Origin of the sequence: Hyphomicrobium sp., from assembly GCF_041659645.1 — a bacterium.
Taxonomy (GTDB): Bacteria; Pseudomonadota; Alphaproteobacteria; order Rhizobiales; family Hyphomicrobiaceae; genus Hyphomicrobium_B.
Genome location: NZ_JBAZXX010000002.1, coordinates 158775 through 174938 on the forward strand (window position 1 = coordinate 158775; position 16164 = coordinate 174938).

Genomic DNA, 16164 nt, shown 5'->3' on the forward strand with positions numbered 1-16164 from the left:
TTTCTGCTCCGCCCGCTTGGCGGTCGGTAGGCTTCCGAACGCGAGATATCACCGTTAAACCGGACCGGGGCGACTGACCCTCGGGCTATCGGATCGCCGCCACAGGGCGTCTGAAGCCCGAAATTCCATCGAAGCAATTCGCAAATTACGTTGCACACCGAAGACGAGGACAGATGTCGTACTTACGACGTCGAGATGCTGTCTTTGAATGCTTCTTGCTCTCGCAAACTGCGCAAACCCGGAGTTAAGAACGATTTCAGTTGGGCGCGTCGGCACGCCGCGTTAATCGCTAATGATAACGACGGCACATATATATGCATGCAAGCGGGGTGTCATGCCTTTATGGGCGGTTCCCGCGCGCAACCAAGCCGAGAAGGTGGACGTGGGTATGAATTTGAGATCGATGCGCAAGCTTGTGGTTTATGGATCGGCATTGTTTATCGCCGTCGGAAGCGCAGCGATTTGGAATGCATCGGTCACGGATGCCGATGCCGCTGAAAATATTGTCCATCAGGGTGCGGAGAACACAACTTACACGTCGGCCGATAAACCGAGTACTGACACCTCGTGGAGCGAGGGGCTGAAGCTCGGCCCAAACGGGGTGATACCCGTCATTGTCGTCGACCAATTTGGCTATCCGACGAAAAGCAGCAAAGTTGCCATCATCAGAAATCCTCAGCTGGGATACGATAAAAGCGCGTCTTTCATGCCCGGTCGCGAATATCGGGTGATCGAACGCAGCACAGGGAAAATCATAAAAAGTGCTGCCCCAACTCTGTGGAACAACGGCGCGGCCGACGCCATTTCAGGCGATCAGGTTTGGTGGTTCGACTTTTCGGACGTCGAGACTCCAGGAACGTACGTGATCGAGGACGTCGAACGGAATGTACGTTCCGTAGAGTTCGACATCGACGACCACGTTTACCGACGCGTTCTCAAACATGCTGTTCGGATGTTCTTCTACCAGCGTGCTGGAATCGAGAAGACGGAGAAGACCGCTGGCGCATCTTGGGCCGACCGAGCGAACCATCTAGGGCCTGGGCAAGATCCTTTCACCCACTCGTGGATATTCAAAGATGACCCCGCACAGGTGAAGGACTTGAGAGGAGGCTGGTTCGATGCCGGCGATTACAACAAATATACAAGCTGGACCGCGCGCAACATCATATCTCTGCTGCGCGCGTACGATGAGAACCCGAAAGCGTTTGGAGACGACTTTGGAATTCCGGAATCCGGCAACGGAGTGCCGGATGTTCTCGACGAAGTCAAATGGGGCTTGGATTGGGTCGTGCGCATGCAAAACCCAGACGGGTCTGTGCTCTGCGTTCAATCGCTGTCCGAAGCCAGCCCTCCGTCGGCCGCGAAGGGCCCAAGCTTTTACGGTCCTCCAACCACCAGCGCCACTCTGATGGGGGCGGCCGTATTCGCCTATGCGTCCAAGGTGTTTTCCGCTCGCCCCGAGCCGGAACTCAAAGCATTCGCGGCGGACTTGGCGAAACGAGCCAAAGCAGCTTGGGCGTGGGCATCAGAAAATCCTGCGGTCCTTTACTACAACAATGACAATGGGAAGCAGCCTGGTTCGCAGGGACTCGCAGCGGGCCAACAGGAGATGGACGACGCCCAACGTTTGGTCGCCCGGTTTGAAGCAGCGGTGTATCTCTTTGAGATCACAAGCGGCGCAGACTACGGCCGGTTCGTCGAGGCAAACTTCGCGTCTATCGTACCTGACTGGGGTCCGTCGCAGTGGAATGCCGTCGGCCAGGAGGCTTTACTGTATTATGCGCGGCTGCCCGGTGCGAGCGATCCCGTCAAATCGGCGATCATCTCGAAATTCGTCGTTCGGATGACGCAAAATGCTGACCAACTGCCAATGGTCATTGGCAAAAGGGATCCGTATCGGGCGCCGATGAAAGATTTCACTTGGGGTAGCAATCTCTCCAAGGCTTCGCAGGCGAGATTGTACGAATTGTACGCATCTTTCGCCGCTGACCCGAGTTTGGCGACACTCGCAAAATCATCTGCGCTCGGATATCTACACTACATCCACGGCGTAAACCCGCTTGGACTTGTGTACCTGACAAATATGAAAGCCGCGGGCGCCGAGAACTCGGCGACAACGATGTTCCACGCTTGGTTCACGCACGATTCACGCCTTTGGTCGAAAGTGACCGAAACAACCCCCGGTCCCGCTCCGGGTTATCTCGTCGGGGGACCAAACCCATCCTATGGACTCGATCCCTGTTGCTTCGCTCCTTCCGGGGCGCCCGGCTTCAAATGTTATATGTCGGCTGCCTTTTCTCTGTGCCGCCGCAGTTTCATACCGCCGCTCAATCAACCGCCGGCCAAATCCTATCTCCAGTTCAATGACCCTTGGCCAGCAAATTCGTGGGCCGTTACCGAGCCGAGCACGGCCTATCAGGCGGCCTATATTTTGGCACTGTCACCCTATGTGAATTGAACAACATCACCGTCGCGACGCACGGCATCGCGTAGAGATTTCCGGCTATCCATCCTGTTGGAGCGCGATCGAATCTTTTCGAGCTACATCGATCAGCAATTGTTCGGCGATTTAGAGGAATGAGGCATCGTCAGGTGCATCTGCGCGAGGCCATACCGGCGTTAAACTTCAAGCGCCTGACGCCGGAGTTATCGGGGTTTTTGCTCCCCGAAATGCCGACAGTCCATTACGAACCATATCCAAAGCAAGCACAAGATCAGCTTGCCCAATAAGCCGAGTGGCCAGCGCCACCACTGCGAATATCAGCATAAAGAGCGGCGCGAGGTACCAAATTTTGAGCGGCCCCAAGAACCAAAACGGGAGGACCGTGCAGACCGAGACGAAGTACGCTCGCGCAAGATTTAGAATGGTGGTTTTCCCGACCGCTCCCTTTGGAAGCAAGAACAAACACGCAATGACCAAAGGTATTTCGGCTACGCCGGCTATAATCACCAGTATGATCGCGGCATTACCATAATGCTGCTGCCAAAAACCAAGAAGGACCCAACCCATAATCGAACAGAATGCAATTCTCACGATGCTTATGGCCACCATCATACTATTTCTCCCAACTGCCGTCATGGCAGATGCCAGCAAAACGGAGAAGAAGAGCAGAGGCACGAAAATAGCGTTCACGCGCAAAATCGCTGCGGCTTGTTCAAAGTGTCTGCTTCCATATATCGTTGCGACTATGAGATCCGAGAAAACATAGAGCGCCGACGATGTAAAAGCTGCGGCAAGGAATAGAACCCGCGCGCTTATATCGATCATGCGGCGGAAGTCTGGTAGCGAAAGGGATGCGCGCGAGAGTTCCGGAAAAAACGCGGTCAAAGTTATCATCGCGGGCGAGTTGATTATGCCCAGTATCGTTCGGGACGCGCCGTACCATCCGACGACAGCAGGCCCCGCAAACGCGGACAGCATCATCGTTTCGACAAACGGTTGCCACGCGACCACGAGCGAAAACGCGGCGATCGGCGTCCCTTGCCGAAAAAGCTCACTAAAATTCTTCCTGCTGGGAACCGCGACTTTGAAACCCAGCCGCAGCGCGAACAGAACGCCGACTATCAGCGCAAAAATCCCGCCGAGGCCCTGCATCAAAATCACATAAAGGAGGCCGCCGCCCAAGTGCAAAGCCAAGGCGGTACCTGCCAGCGTCGTCGCCTTATTGCCGATGTTGGCAAAGGCGTCGATGTCCATCCGGTCCTTGCCTCGAAACTTAAAGCCGAACGGGGCATATATTGTCGCTGGAATGCCAACGATCACCGCGAGGAGCGTCAACTCGATGATCTCGCGGCTGTAACCCAGCGCCATCGCAACGGCGACAGCGACAGCGGAGGCTGCTACTGTTGTTGCGAGACGGAACAGAATGGCGCTTCCAATTATTCCGGCTTCGTCGTCTCGCCCGCGAGCCATTTCTCGTACGAGATAAGTGCCCTGACCCCAATCGATTCCGACGTACACAAATGTGCAAATTGCCGAGATGGCATAGAGGATGCCGAAATCTGTCGGACCGAGTGCGCGCCCTAGAACCGCGGCTAGGGCCACCCCGAGGGCTGTCGATGCGACCTGCCCGATTCCGAGGTGGAAAACGTTACGAACCAGAAGCCTAGTGGTGTTTGATTTCACGGCCGACTCCGGTCGAGGTAGAAATCGCTGCACGAGGGACCATATATCGGCGCTCCGCATATTGTGAAGCTCATCGCGCATCGCAGGCCAAATGGGCGCAGTTGCGCTCTCAGAAAGCGGTCGGCTTTCCCAGCACGTAGGCGGGACTCGGCGTCCTCACCCCTATGCGGTGTTTGTCGCGCATTTGGCCGCGTTTTCTGCGCATGAACATTCAATTCCGTGTCTCGCTTAGAAAGCCAGTCAACCGATTTACATAATTTTCGAGGTTCATCGACTGCTCAACGAGTTTGCGGCCGTTCGCACCGAAACGAGCTGCAACGTCAGGTCTATTTAAAAAATTTAAAATTTCGGCACGCAGTGCAGATGGATCACCCACAGGCACGTAACGGCCGTTCTCTCCGTCGACGACAACATCGGTCTGACCTGAAACTCGCGAGCAAATCACTGCTTTGCCCATAGCCATAGCCTCTAGAATAGCCGTCACTCCGGCCTGAAAATCGACGGGCTCCAATGGCATGACGACGAACTGGGCGTCCGCGTAAAGCTGCCGAAGCGCATACTGATCGAATTTACTTACCGTGACGTTGTCAGGTATCCGTTCGCCTGTCGTAGAATCTTTGCGCTTTGACCATGGCGACGCTGCCGCAATCACGACATCGAGTTCCAATCCCTCGACCGCCTGGAGTAAAGTTGGATAGTCACGGCGTTCGAGGCCAACCGCACAGATGAGGGGACGGACAAGTGACTTCGGCACGATTTTATCGGGCGCAAAAAACTGGTCATCGACCATAAACGGCGTGAAAAATACCCGACTTTCTTTTATGCGCCACCGATGTTGAATGAAATTCTTTTGCCAGCGGCTATATACGATGAAGCCGTCGATGTGGGTGTGCAATTTTAAAACGTCGAGGACAATTTTTTTCTTAGGAACAGAGATGACATGCGTAATCATAAAATGACGAGGTCGACGGCCGAGTGTGAACTTCAATAATAATGCTAGAGGCAGTCCAACTTGTTCGCCGTCCGTGAGGATCAATCTATACTGCGCACGCAATTTCCAGCAGACATACGCGAGGACTAAGTTGGCGCCTCCTATCCGCTCCAGAATGCGAGTGAAACGTCCGGCAACGACTCGCGCCTCTGCATAATCGATAACATCGGCATCCAGGCCGCGCGCGAGTTCCAGATAGTCTGCGCGGGGACGCAGACCGTCGGCAATCCGCGTTGAAATATCCTCTGGGATGGTTCCAGAAACCGTTATCAATACCTGTTTCGTACCGATCACATTTCTCAACCTTCGCCTTCAAAGTGAATGCGGATAAGACCCGTGCTTGCGCAACGGCGGGATCCCAGAAAGCCAGACGGGCGACCACTTTCCCCAGCGAAGACGTTCCGCTCAACGGTTCGCAACCGCGGCACAAGCTGTCGCGTCGGCGACGAGCGGAACATTCCTATCAAGCTACAACGGATTCTTCGGAACTGCGGACTATGGCGACGATCGTAGCGCTAATCCTTTTCCGACAGGAGCTTATCGAAATACCTTATCGTTCGCGCCAGGCCTTCACGAAGCGGGATGTTCGGCTCCCAACCTAAGGTCTTCTTGGCGAGTGAGATATCTGGCTGCCGCTGCTGGGGATCGTCTTGGGGCAAGGCAACATAAGTCAGCTTCGATTTCGACCCCGTCATCTCGATAGCGAGTTCCGCTAACTCCTTGATCGTGAATTCACCCGGATTGCCAAGGTTGATCGGCCCGGTCACGTCGCTCGGGCTGTTCATCAAACGCACGAAGCCCTCGATCAAGTCGTCGACATAACAGAAGGAACGCGTCTGTTTTCCTTCCCCGTAGATCGTGATCGGATCGCCTTTGAGCGCCTGGACTACAAAGTTGGAAACGACGCGGCCGTCGTTGGGGTGCATGCGCGGACCGTAGGTGTTGAATATCCGCGCAACCTTGATCTCGATATTGTGTTGGCGGTGATAGTCAAAAAACAGGGTTTCAGCGCAGCGTTTGCCTTCATCGTAGCACGAGCGCGGCCCAATGGGGTTGACGTTGCCCCAATAACCCTCGGTTTGCGGATGAACAGAAGGATCGCCGTAAACTTCGGAAGTAGAAGCCTGGAAGATGCGGCATCTGAGACGCTTCGCGAGGCCCAGCATATTGATTGCACCGTGAACGCTCGTCTTCGTCGTCTGGACGGGATCGTGCTGGTAGTTCACGGGCGATGCCGGACACGCGAGATTATAAATCTCCTCGACCTCGAGATAGAGCGGAAACGTCACGTCGTGACGTATAAACTCAAAGCGCGGATTGCCGATTAGATGCTCGATATTCCTTTTGTTGCCCGTAAAGAAGTTGTCGAGGCAGATGACCTCGTGTCCCTGGGCGATGAGGCGATCACAAAGGTGCGAGCCGAGGAAGCCAGCGCCGCCGGTTACCAGAATCGATTTTTGATGAGCCACTTTTCAGTTCTTGCCTTCAGTTTATGCCGGTAATGCGTGCTATGTCCGCACCAAGCGGCTCGAATTTCAATAGACCGAGACGGTGTGTTGTCCACGCTTATCCCATACCTGTGTAAACTTAACGCAAATTTGAATTCGGAGTCGGCCTGGGCTTGAAATATGGTTGCACGAGACAAACCCGCCCCACTTCTTATTTCGAATCGTCCGCGGAAATTTAGCGTCAGAGAATGACGTATGAAAAACTCTTTAAAAGCGGCCAACGCTATTGGGCGGGCGTTATTTTTTAAGCCGATTGGCGAAATACTTCGCCTCACACCATTACAAGAATTAAAAGCGATCGCCATCACAAATACGTTGCATGTGCGTGGTCAGGCGCTTGAGGCAGGAGGCAACATGAACCTTCAGTCTCTGGGCGTGTGGGTTTCGGCCGAACATCAACGTGGAGACGGTAGCCGTCGCGGCGACTTAGGCGTTGGACAACCGAGGACGACGCGCTGTCCGCACGACCTTTCCAACAATGCGACTCCGGGAGATCTGGCGGACGCCTCGCATAAGTTGGGGTGAAAGCGAGTAATTCACCGAGTCCGCAACAACGATCAGGTACAATATCCAGAGGTCCGTGAGTGTTAACCACACAGTATCGGTCAAATTAATTAATATCGCGAAAATTTCGATTGAGAGAATGAACCACGCTCTGACTGGGTCCCTGCGCCTTACGAGCTCCACGAAATACAAGGACGCATAAATAAACACCAAAAATATCCAATAACCCAAGCGTCCCGTTTCAAGCTTCAGCTGCAAATACCCGCTGTGGCTCGATGGCATATCCTTGATGTACCCCTTTGCCTCATTCTGCGGGGAATTAGGGACAAAGTAATACGAATGAAATCCCCACCCGAGCCAAGGCCTGCGCGATATCTGGTAATTCGTGAATTCCCATATCCCCGTGCGCCCAGTAAGTGTGGAGTCTCCGTATATTCTGTATCCTATTCGTTCGATCGGATTATGCACGAACAACGAGGCAATGACGACTGCGCCTACAATATGCGCGGGGGTGATCCGGATTTTCTTGCAAATAACCAGCACGACTGCCGAGGTCACAAGGGCCGCCAACGCAAACGCCAAGGCGCTCTTTGACTGACTTGCGAAAACGAGCCAGAAGCTCAAACTGATCGAAACAGAGGCGATAATCCGCCTCCACCAACTGCCAAACAACAGCTCATGACTGGCTAAAATCAGTCCGGTAGCGGCGAGCAGTCCCAGTTCCTGCTTGTGTGTAAAATATCCTGGATGGCCGATCGGCGTCGAGGGAGTGGTCAAGACATAGACAGCGCTTATCGCTAGCGCGGCGGCACAGCAGATGTGCAAACGTGCAATCGTATGCTTCGTATTTATGGGCAAAGCATATGGCATTACGATAATGAAAGCGGCCAGGATCGTGACGACAGCCCGGCTGAAAGCGTAGTTCGGGCTGTAAGCCCAAGTCACACTTGCGGAAGCGAAAACCAGATACGCAATCAAACTTGCGATGGGCAGGGATCGAAGGAAAGCAGTATTTATCCTAGACCAATTCTGCAGCACGAGCGCGAATATCACCGCGGCCATCACAGGCCAAAATAGGATATTTTCTGGTCGTGCTTTTCCTCCGCCGGCCATAAAAGGAAGAACAAGCAAAATATAAAAATAAACGAATACCGGCATACATGCCAGAATACCGCCGCCAAAAACTTCCCTGCTGGAGAATTGGGACTTCCCCGCACTGGAATTGACGTTTAACATTCCTGAGCCACCGTCGATCGGAAAAACACAGCTTCGGAAATTCCCGTTAACATTTCGTGCGATGACGTAACGGGGAAGATTCAGAAGCTCCCTCAGGGTTCGAAATTGCGTTTTTTTCCCAATTCATAGTGCTGTGGTCGGGAGCACGATGTCAACTTTCCTTCAACTTTCTTCAGTTTGCGTCGGGCCTTGGAATTGGGGTTCGACGTAGATTGGGCACGAAAAAGTTGCTGCGGATTTGGGTGCCCCTCCCCCCTTACGATAGCGGGATGCGCATGGGGGTGGCGATGCTCCGCGCGCGGCCTTCTCGCCGAAGCTCCCCGCGACGCGCGTCTTGACGATGCCAGAAATCGCGTCTACCCCCGGTGTTCGGAGGCTGTTCGGAAGTGTCGATTAGACTCCGCTCGCTTGAGGGGACAGTGCATCAGTGATCAGGCTTCTCGACGTGCCCTTCAGCCTGTGGGCCACGGCCAAGTTTCGCCGTGCCGGTGCCCGATCCGCCGTGGTAACTGTGGACGGCATGCGTCCGGTCATCCTCACCGCTGGATCGATTACATGCGGCCGCTTGTTTTTGCGCTGCAAGACGGTGCCGGTCGAAATCGGCGCAGCCAAGAATGCGTCCCTGGTTCTCGGCGAACGGGTCTTTATCAATACCGGGGCAACTATTATAGCAAATCATAACATAATAATCGGCGATGACTGCCTTATAGGGGATTTCGTAGCTATATTTGATACGGATCATCATCAGATGGAGCCGTCGCGGGCGACCCGGGTCGCCCCGGTCCGTCTGGGCGTAAATGTTTGGGTCGGCCGTTCTGCAATACTCCTCCCTGGCGTCACCATTGGCGATCACGCAGTCATTGCGGCGGGGTCAATCGTCACGAGCGACATTCCGGCACGGACAGTCGCGGCGGGGGCACCGGCGCGGCCAATTCGAAGCTTAGAGGTTCCTGATGGATGGCGTCGCGAGTGAAAAACTCATTGCCAGAGCACACCTCAATCCCTGATCCAACGCGCACCTTCTGTTCCTCCTCATTGATCAAAGAGGATGCTAGAATTTGGTTTCATGGTTGATGCTTATGACTGAGATTTGTCTCTACGGCTGGCATCATGAATGATCGAAAGATCGCTTACGTGATGGAGCAAACGCTGGGCAACATCACCCACTATCTGAATCTGCGACGCCATGAAGATGCTTCGCCGGACTTCACGCCATGCTGGTTGCCGGTGGAATTCAACGCTAGCGCATTGCCGTGGACCGTTACCGGCGGCTTAGCCGCGCGGAGGGCACTCAAACCGCTCATAGACGACGTGGATGGCGTCTTCATCCACACGCTGACACTTGCGCTACTGAACGCAGATAGCTTCGGACGCAAGCCGACGGTCCTGTCGACCGACGGCACACCCATGAATAAACGCAGTATGCGCAGCGACTACGGGTTGAGGCCGGAATGGCGCGCTCAAGAACTGGGTAAGCGCATGCTCAATCGCCAAGTGTTTGCACGGGCCCGCGGCTTCGTTGGATGGTCGAACTGGGCAAAGCAGAGCTTTGTCGATGACTACGGCTGTCGAGCGGAAGACGTCGCGGTCATTCCGCCAGGAATTGACGTCGACCGTTTTGTTATGCCGGAGCGAAATAACGAGGTGCCGCGTATCCTTTTCGTAGGCGGTGACTTCGAGCGCAAGGGCGGCGATTTATTGCTGAAGGTATTTCGCCGGCGCTTCCTTACCAAAGCGACACTCGACTTGGTGACGCGGAGCGACGTCGCTGCAGAGCCCGGAGTTCGAGTTCACAACGATGTGGCGCCGAATTCTCCCGCTCTCCTCAAGCTATACCGTGAAGCTGACATATTCGTGCTCCCAACTCGAGCCGACTGCTTCTCGCTCGTTTGCATGGAGGCCTTAGCGTCGGGGCTGCCCGTGGTGACGACGAAAGTTGGCGGTATTCCCGATATCGTAGATGATGGTGCGACCGGGCATTTGCTAAACGTTGATGACGCAGACGCTCTTGGCGACTCTCTTTTCGAGCTTGTCACGAATCCGGCAACGCGCCACCGGATGGGGCTGCTCGGCAGACAGGCGGCACTTGCTCGCTTCGACGCACGCCAGAATGCTCGAGCATTGTTCGATTTCGTTGGCTCGCGTTGTTGATTAATCTCTGATGTTACCTGGGTTGTACCACCACGCCGTGCGGACTAACGTTTGTATCGCCTTCCATCAAATTCTGAATGTCGGATTAAGTGTCGCGCTCGTTGCATAATCCTGACAGAGCACGAGATCTCATGGTAGCAGATTCAAGATTGATGAAAGATGATCCGTGCAGCCCACTTGTCTCGTTGCTTAACGTTGTTCGCTGACAGATTGGTCCGGCGAGCGCATATCCCCAGGACAGGACGCAGTGGAGGTAGGCCACCCCGAAGTTAGCGTTGTTGTGCCGACGTACAATCGCGTCGGCAGATTGCAGCATGTCCTCTCTGCTCTCGAACAACAGCAATTTCCCGCGGAAGATTACGAGGTCATCGTCGTGTCCGATGGTTCGTCGGACGGCACGAACGACTTCTTGAAAGACCACCGCTCGGAGAGGACCTTGCGATGGTTCGCCCAAGAAAATCGAGGTCCCGCCGCCGCGCGCAACGCGGGCGTCAAAGAGGCGAGAGGAGAGCTTATCGTCTTTGTGGATGACGACGTCGTGGCGCGGCCGCAACTTTTGACCGAACACGTGCGTGCGCACCGCGAGGCAAGTGGTGATGTGGTCGTCGTAGGTCCGTTACTTTCCCCAGAAGGCTTTGTGATGACGCCTTGGGTCCGCTGGGAGCAAGAAATGCTCATGAAGCAGTACAGAGCCTTGATTGGCGGCGTTTGGCAGCCCTCGGCCCGGCAATTTTATACGGGGAACGCGTCGCTACCACGGACTCAGTTTCTTGCTGCTGGTGGCTTTGATGAATACTTTCGCCGCGCAGAAGATGTCGAGCTGGCCTATCGGCTAGCCGACAGGGGTTTGGATTTCATCTTCAAAATGGAGGCTGCGGGCATGCATTTCGCCGAGCGTAGCTTCAGCTCATGGCTCGATGCTGCGTATACCTATGGACGCAACGATGTCATTTTCGCGCGTGATCGCAACCAGGAATGGCTGCTTTCGGCGCTCGAAACCGAGTTTCGGCAACGTCACATTCTCATTCGTGCGCTCGTGCGCGCATGCAGGGGACGCGAGCGGCTGACTTCCCTCACGATGTCCAGCCTGAAACTCGCTGCCAACACGGCCACCTCGCTACATGCCGATGAAATAGAGAGAGTTGCTTACAGCGCCCTATTTAATCTTCAATATTATAAGGGGCTTCGCGACGAGATGGCCGACGCCCAATCCCTGCCTTTTCTCCGCTGAGATCCCTTCGCTTTCCGTTCGACGGCGTCGCGAGAGATGCGGCGCGCGCAGCGAAGCGCCCACTCTACACCCCCACGGCCGAGACGTCCGTCAACAACTTTTGAAATTCTTCATCCGAGAGCGGCCGCGAAGAATAGTGCTGGAAATTGGATGCAAGATGAGCCGGCGTTCGCATACCAATAATATTGACACCGATGCGAGGCTCCCGCAGCGAAAACTGCAGCGCGATTTCGATCGGAGACCGGCCCAACTTTTCTGCGATGCGTCGCAGCCTTAGCACGCGCTCCCATTTGGGTTCTGAGGCTTGAAGGTCAGCCTCCGTGAGAGAGCCTTTCAGTGCTCCCCCGGCAAAGCAACCGCGCGCAATAATTCCCAGTTGGCGTTTCGATGTCTCTTCAAAAACTCCGTCGAGAGCTTCCATATCGAGAATGCCAAACGGGAGTTGCAGACTCGATATTCCCTGCAAGTCGAAGCAGTGAGGCGCGTCGTGCACCGAGTCGAGCGCGATGCCGTACTGCCGTATTTTTCCTTCCGACTTAAGTTTCCCCAGTTCCCCGAGGGTGTCCTCGAATTGCGAGCTCCGCAAAACTTCCCGCGACGGACTATGCATTTGGTAGAGATCAATGTAATCCGACCGCAGTCGCCGCAACGACGCCTCGGCCGCGTTCCGAATATAACCTGGTGAGAAATTCTGCGGTATCGACCCTCCAATTCCCGACGCGGCAGGCATTCGCCGAATTTTCAGCGCACGGATAATCGGCTTCGCGAACGGCTTCACGAATTGAATGATTTTTTTTCCCGCAGGGATGCAATAGCCACCCTTGGTCGCGATGAGAACCTTATCTCGTGCCTTACGAAAGGCATTTCCGATAAGGATCTCGCTCTCCCCCTGGGAATACATGTCTGCCGTATCATAGAAATTGATTCCCGCGTCCAACGCCGCCGCGAGCGTCCTGAGTGATGTTGCCCGGCCACCGTCTTGAGCGAGGAGTCCCCCAATTCGCGCGCCTCCGAATCCGATTTCGGACACGTTCCAATCGGTTTTTCCAAATGCTCGATAACGCACGCTGGCTCCTGTCACATGGCTTTCAGATTTCGCGCGAGTTGGTCGGCAGATCGCGCCGCCAACGCCATAACGGTCAGTGTAGGATTTTTCTCAGCCCCGGTGGTGAAGCAGCTTGCATCGACCACGAGAACATTGGGAACGTCGTGCAAGCGATTATAGCCATCCGTCACACCGTACTTCGGCGAGAGATGCATGCGGGCCGCCCCGCCATAGTGCTTGGCCGTTCCAGGAAAAAGCTGCGGGACGATGTCACGAATCTTCGCCCTGTGGCCGGCATCGTCCATGAGTTGGAGCAGGTGCTCCCTTGCGCCGACGACGTTCGCGAGGACCTTAGGCTCGAATTCGATGTGAACGTCCAGTGTAGGATACCCGAACTCGTCTTTTTGATTGATCGAAGGGCGGACGTAATATTTCTCGTCGGGGATCATCGTTCCGAAAACCTGCACCCCAAATGAACTGGACTTCTGTCCAAAGCGACTCTTGATCTTGCCGATCGTGTCGAAGGCTCCGAGTGTCCAGGAACACGCAAGGAGCGGATCGGACGTCGCATGCGGCCGACGCGTGAGATAGGCAGGGGGTGATAATGAGGTGATCGGCCTATCGATGTCGACGGCCCACCACTCGCGAGGGTGATCGTGAAGATATTTTCCGAGCACCCCACCATTGTTCCCGAGGCCGTTCGGGTGATCGCTGCAGGCCGAGTTGAAAAGAAGTTTGGGCGAATTGAGGGGACCGCAGGCGATCACAAATGCTTTAGCGCTTATGCGCTTTTGAGACTTGGTCTTGCTGTCATGGTAGATGGCAGCCCCTATTCTTTTTTTTGCACCGTCCCATTCCAGCTTCAACACACGCGCGCCGGTGATAATGCTGAAGGCAGGATTTTTGAGATGCCGATCCAACAGGACGGAAAAACTATTGAAGGCCGTACCGCGGCGAAGCAGCAGGAATGGCGGTCCATCGGCAAGCGGCATTGTCGTGAGCCCTTGACCATACTTGAGTGCTGAACGGGCGACGGATTGCCAATCACTCGGAATTTGATGTTGGTAATCACAAAAGCCAGCAGGCAAGCTTGGGACGTTCCTGGGGTCCGCAGTTACGCGCATCGTTCTTTCGGCGATCTCGTAAAAAGGCGCAAGTTCGTCGTAGTTCACCGGCCATCGGAATTTTTCGTGAACTTGTTCACCAGCCGTAAAGTCGTCGGCGCAGAAGCGGGGCACGGCTCCGGTCCATTGATTAGAAAGGCCGCCCAACGCGTAAGTGTATTCGAGATTGGTTTCCGGATCGCCGGTTACGACGAAACCAGCCGCCCGTTGCATTGGCGGAAGGCGGCGATAGAGGTTTCTTCCCCCCAACCTAATCAGCGCACCATGTTGGATATCGTCCCCGGCTTCAATCAGGGTTACGGGAATACCTTGGCGTACCAGTTCGTGCGCGGCCATTGCGCCTGCCGGACCACTCCCAACTACAACGACGCGGCGATCATCGGCCATAAGCTTCCTCAGTATCTTTCGCTTTCGATGCTCAGTGTAATAGCCATTGTGTCCGACTTTAAGTACGGCCTTTTGCCCAGTGGCGGCCGCGAAGCACGGACTTGTATCCAAGCCCGGAAGAATCAAACTCAATCAAAATCGACCTTGTGAGGGCCCGGGTGAATTGATGCCGCAAGATCCCAAGCCCGACGTCCTGAATAGCCGTTGGCGAGCAGTTTGCTGACTTGATATGTGCTGGTGCGATTTATGAATTGACCATTCTCAATCCGTACCGCGAAGGTTTTGCACAATGATCCGCAAAAAAGGAAGCGAGTGGCGTCGCCGCAAGATTTGTTCGCTTAGCTATGGAGCTAAGCATTGTAGCCGCTGGTCGCCGGGTTGCTTGCCGGCGACGGTCCGCCGCTAGCGTCGGCTTAGTATTTTGCGGCAGAGCAAGATCGCGGCGCCCGAAAACTCGCTGTTTCGACCGCCGCAAATGCTCAAGTACTCAGCTAGATCGCTTCATCGATGAGCCCAAAATCGCTTTGGTGATGGAACCGGCTCAGGGGATGGTCCCGCCGCCCCCCACGATAAGAGCAGTCCCGGCACTACTACTACCACCTAATATTTGGGCGCTCGTCAGGACGGTCGCAGCACTGCTCATGTAACCTGCAGCAGACGAGGTCCAAAGCGTCATGTAGTTAAGCGCCTTCGCAACCTCAATCGAATCCGCGTTGGCGACGTAGAGGATGTCTTTGTCGCGCATCTGGAACTTCTGCGCCATGAAGAACGCGGACGGGTCACGAAAGTTCACTCTGTAAACGGTTGGTATCGTTTGTTGATTTGGTGCGAACTTGGTGAGATTGACATTCATTTTTTCGAGCGTCTGGCGGCGCTCGCCGCGATATATAAATATCTGAGATGGATTGGCGCGCTCATCCACGAGACCGCCAGCTTTAGCCACTGCCTCGCTTAACGTCAGCCGCTCTTGACCGAACTGGAATATACCGTCCAACCCGATAACATCGCCACCACCGACCGTCGTCCCGCCTGTGGCATTTCCTAGCGCGCCGAACGCTACAAATGTTCTTGGCTTTCGGTGAACGTAAATGACATCACCGGCGGTGACGTATATATTCTCTCTTGGGTTATCGATGATATTCGAGAGACGAACCGTTCCAACCCGATTTTTCCGCTGCAGCGTTATTTCGAGGTCGTAAGGCGCGAGTTTCCCGCTATTCGCCCCGCCCTCCGTTTTCGAAATCATGTCCAAGACGCGCTCGCCAGCGCCCGTCAGTTTAATTCTGCTTTGTCCGGCGTCGCCGATGACGATAACCGCATCTGCGTTTTGCTCGGTTATATTGATGATGACCTGAGGCTCTATCGCGCGAGTGGCGAGCTTTGCCTCGATATCATGCTGAATTTCGTAGGTTGTCCGTCCCGCCGCTTTAACTTGACCTGCGTACGGGATTGAAATCGTCCCGTTGCCGGCGACCGTTTGAGGTGGAAGCGTGATGTAGTTGCCAACGCGGCCTGTCGCGTCTCCGGCAACAAAAAGGCCGCCTGCTGACGATTCAAAAATAGAAGTCTGCACCACATCGCCGACACCAACCCGAATCACGGGAACCGGGCCGCGCGGCGCACCAAAACTCCCGTAGAATGAGTCCGGAACAATGCCGCCGAGCGCGCTAACGACGAATGGATTGATATCTATCAGTGCATAATTAAAATCGACGGCGTCCCGGCTCGTATAGACCAGCATCGGATCGCGCCCGTTCGAGAGCGTCGAAGTTGCTCCTGTGTGTATGTCGCGATAGCTGGGTCCATTCACGGGCAATTGCGTGCACGCGGAAAGAATACCGGTCGCCAAAATGGTCCCCAG

12 protein-coding genes and 1 pseudogene are annotated in these 16164 nt (G+C 54.9%); 4 read left to right on the forward strand and 9 right to left on the reverse strand.

Features of this window, described 5'->3' with window-relative positions; genetic code table 11:
- Positions 1–388 precede the first annotated feature (388 nt).
- Complete coding sequence (locus WC811_RS05880; protein WP_372641991.1) at positions 389–2458, forward strand: glycoside hydrolase family 9 protein; 2070 nt, start codon at positions 389–391, stop codon at positions 2456–2458.
- Positions 2459–2626: 168 nt separating this feature from the next.
- Here WC811_RS05880 and WC811_RS05885 read toward each other — a convergent pair whose 3' ends face one another.
- From WC811_RS05885 to WC811_RS05905, 5 genes are all read right to left on the reverse strand, one after another.
- The gene (locus WC811_RS05885) at positions 2627–4207 is read right to left on the reverse strand and encodes an oligosaccharide flippase family protein (RefSeq protein WP_372641993.1); all 1581 of its coding nucleotides are present in this window, start codon (positions 4205–4207) and stop codon (positions 2627–2629) included.
- Between the two features lie 130 nt (positions 4208–4337).
- Positions 4338–5411 carry a glycosyltransferase family 4 protein gene (locus WC811_RS05890; protein WP_372641995.1) on the reverse strand — a complete coding sequence of 358 codons (1074 nt, stop codon included), beginning with the start codon at positions 5409–5411 and terminating at the stop codon, positions 4338–4340.
- 221 nt (positions 5412–5632) lie between these two features.
- Positions 5633–6586, reverse strand: a complete 954-nt coding sequence (locus WC811_RS05895; RefSeq protein WP_372641997.1) for a UDP-glucuronic acid decarboxylase family protein — start codon at positions 6584–6586, stop codon at positions 5633–5635.
- Positions 6587–7051: 465 nt separating this feature from the next.
- A complete protein-coding gene (locus tag WC811_RS05900; RefSeq protein ID WP_372641999.1) occupies positions 7052–8365 on the reverse strand; it encodes an O-antigen ligase family protein in 1314 nt (437 codons plus the stop codon).
- Between the two features lie 424 nt (positions 8366–8789).
- On the reverse strand, positions 8790–9110 hold the full coding sequence (locus tag WC811_RS05905) for a hypothetical protein (protein WP_372642001.1): 321 nt from the start codon (positions 9108–9110) through the stop codon (positions 8790–8792).
- 3 nt (positions 9111–9113) lie between these two features.
- On the opposite strand from WC811_RS05905, the gene WC811_RS05910 reads away from it, so the two are divergent.
- The 3 genes from WC811_RS05910 (at position 9114) to WC811_RS05920 (ending at position 11747) form a co-directional block, all read left to right on the forward strand.
- On the forward strand, positions 9114–9338 hold the full coding sequence (locus tag WC811_RS05910) for a DapH/DapD/GlmU-related protein (protein WP_372642003.1): 225 nt from the start codon (positions 9114–9116) through the stop codon (positions 9336–9338).
- Positions 9339–9502: 164 nt separating this feature from the next.
- Complete coding sequence (locus WC811_RS05915; protein WP_372643674.1) at positions 9503–10516, forward strand: glycosyltransferase family 4 protein; 1014 nt, start codon at positions 9503–9505, stop codon at positions 10514–10516.
- A 247-nt stretch (positions 10517–10763) separates the two neighbouring features.
- Positions 10764–11747 carry a glycosyltransferase family 2 protein gene (locus WC811_RS05920; RefSeq protein ID WP_372642005.1) on the forward strand — a complete coding sequence of 328 codons (984 nt, stop codon included), beginning with the start codon at positions 10764–10766 and terminating at the stop codon, positions 11745–11747.
- 64 nt (positions 11748–11811) lie between these two features.
- Here WC811_RS05920 and WC811_RS05925 read toward each other — a convergent pair whose 3' ends face one another.
- The 4 genes and pseudogenes from WC811_RS05925 to WC811_RS05940 all read right to left on the reverse strand — a co-directional run bounded on the left by WC811_RS05925 (position 11812) and on the right by WC811_RS05940 (position 16152).
- On the reverse strand, positions 11812–12828 hold the full coding sequence (locus tag WC811_RS05925; RefSeq protein ID WP_372642007.1) for an aldo/keto reductase: 1017 nt from the start codon (positions 12826–12828) through the stop codon (positions 11812–11814).
- Entirely contained in the window at positions 12825–13469 is a 645-nt protein-coding gene (locus tag WC811_RS05930) for a GMC oxidoreductase (protein ID WP_372643677.1), read from the reverse strand. Before WC811_RS05930 ends, WC811_RS05925 begins: the two co-directional genes overlap by 4 nt.
- A gap of 30 nt (positions 13470–13499) precedes the next feature.
- Positions 13500–14303: pseudogene (locus tag WC811_RS05935) on the reverse strand (FAD-dependent oxidoreductase); the annotation flags it as partial.
- 541 nt (positions 14304–14844) lie between these two features.
- Positions 14845–16152, reverse strand: coding sequence for a polysaccharide biosynthesis/export family protein (locus tag WC811_RS05940; RefSeq protein WP_372642009.1), 1308 nt, complete (start codon positions 16150–16152; stop codon positions 14845–14847).
- Positions 16153–16164: the final 12 nt, after the last annotated feature.

Bases quoted from the DNA above. Each gene is read 5' to 3' on its own strand.
- WC811_RS05880 (WP_372641991.1), top strand. From the start codon at position 389: ATGAATTTGAGATCGATGCGCAAGCTTGTGGTTTATGGATCGGCATTG.
- WC811_RS05885 (WP_372641993.1), bottom strand. From the start codon at position 4,207: ATGCGCGATGAGCTTCACAATATGCGGAGCGCCGATATATGGTCCCTC.
- WC811_RS05900 (WP_372641999.1), bottom strand. From the start codon at position 8,365: ATGTTAAACGTCAATTCCAGTGCGGGGAAGTCCCAATTCTCCAGCAGG.
- WC811_RS05905 (WP_372642001.1), bottom strand. From the start codon at position 9,110: ATGATGATCCGTATCAAATATAGCTACGAAATCCCCTATAAGGCAGTC.
- WC811_RS05910 (WP_372642003.1), top strand. From the start codon at position 9,114: ATGGAGCCGTCGCGGGCGACCCGGGTCGCCCCGGTCCGTCTGGGCGTA.
- WC811_RS05915 (WP_372643674.1), top strand. From the start codon at position 9,503: ATGGAGCAAACGCTGGGCAACATCACCCACTATCTGAATCTGCGACGC.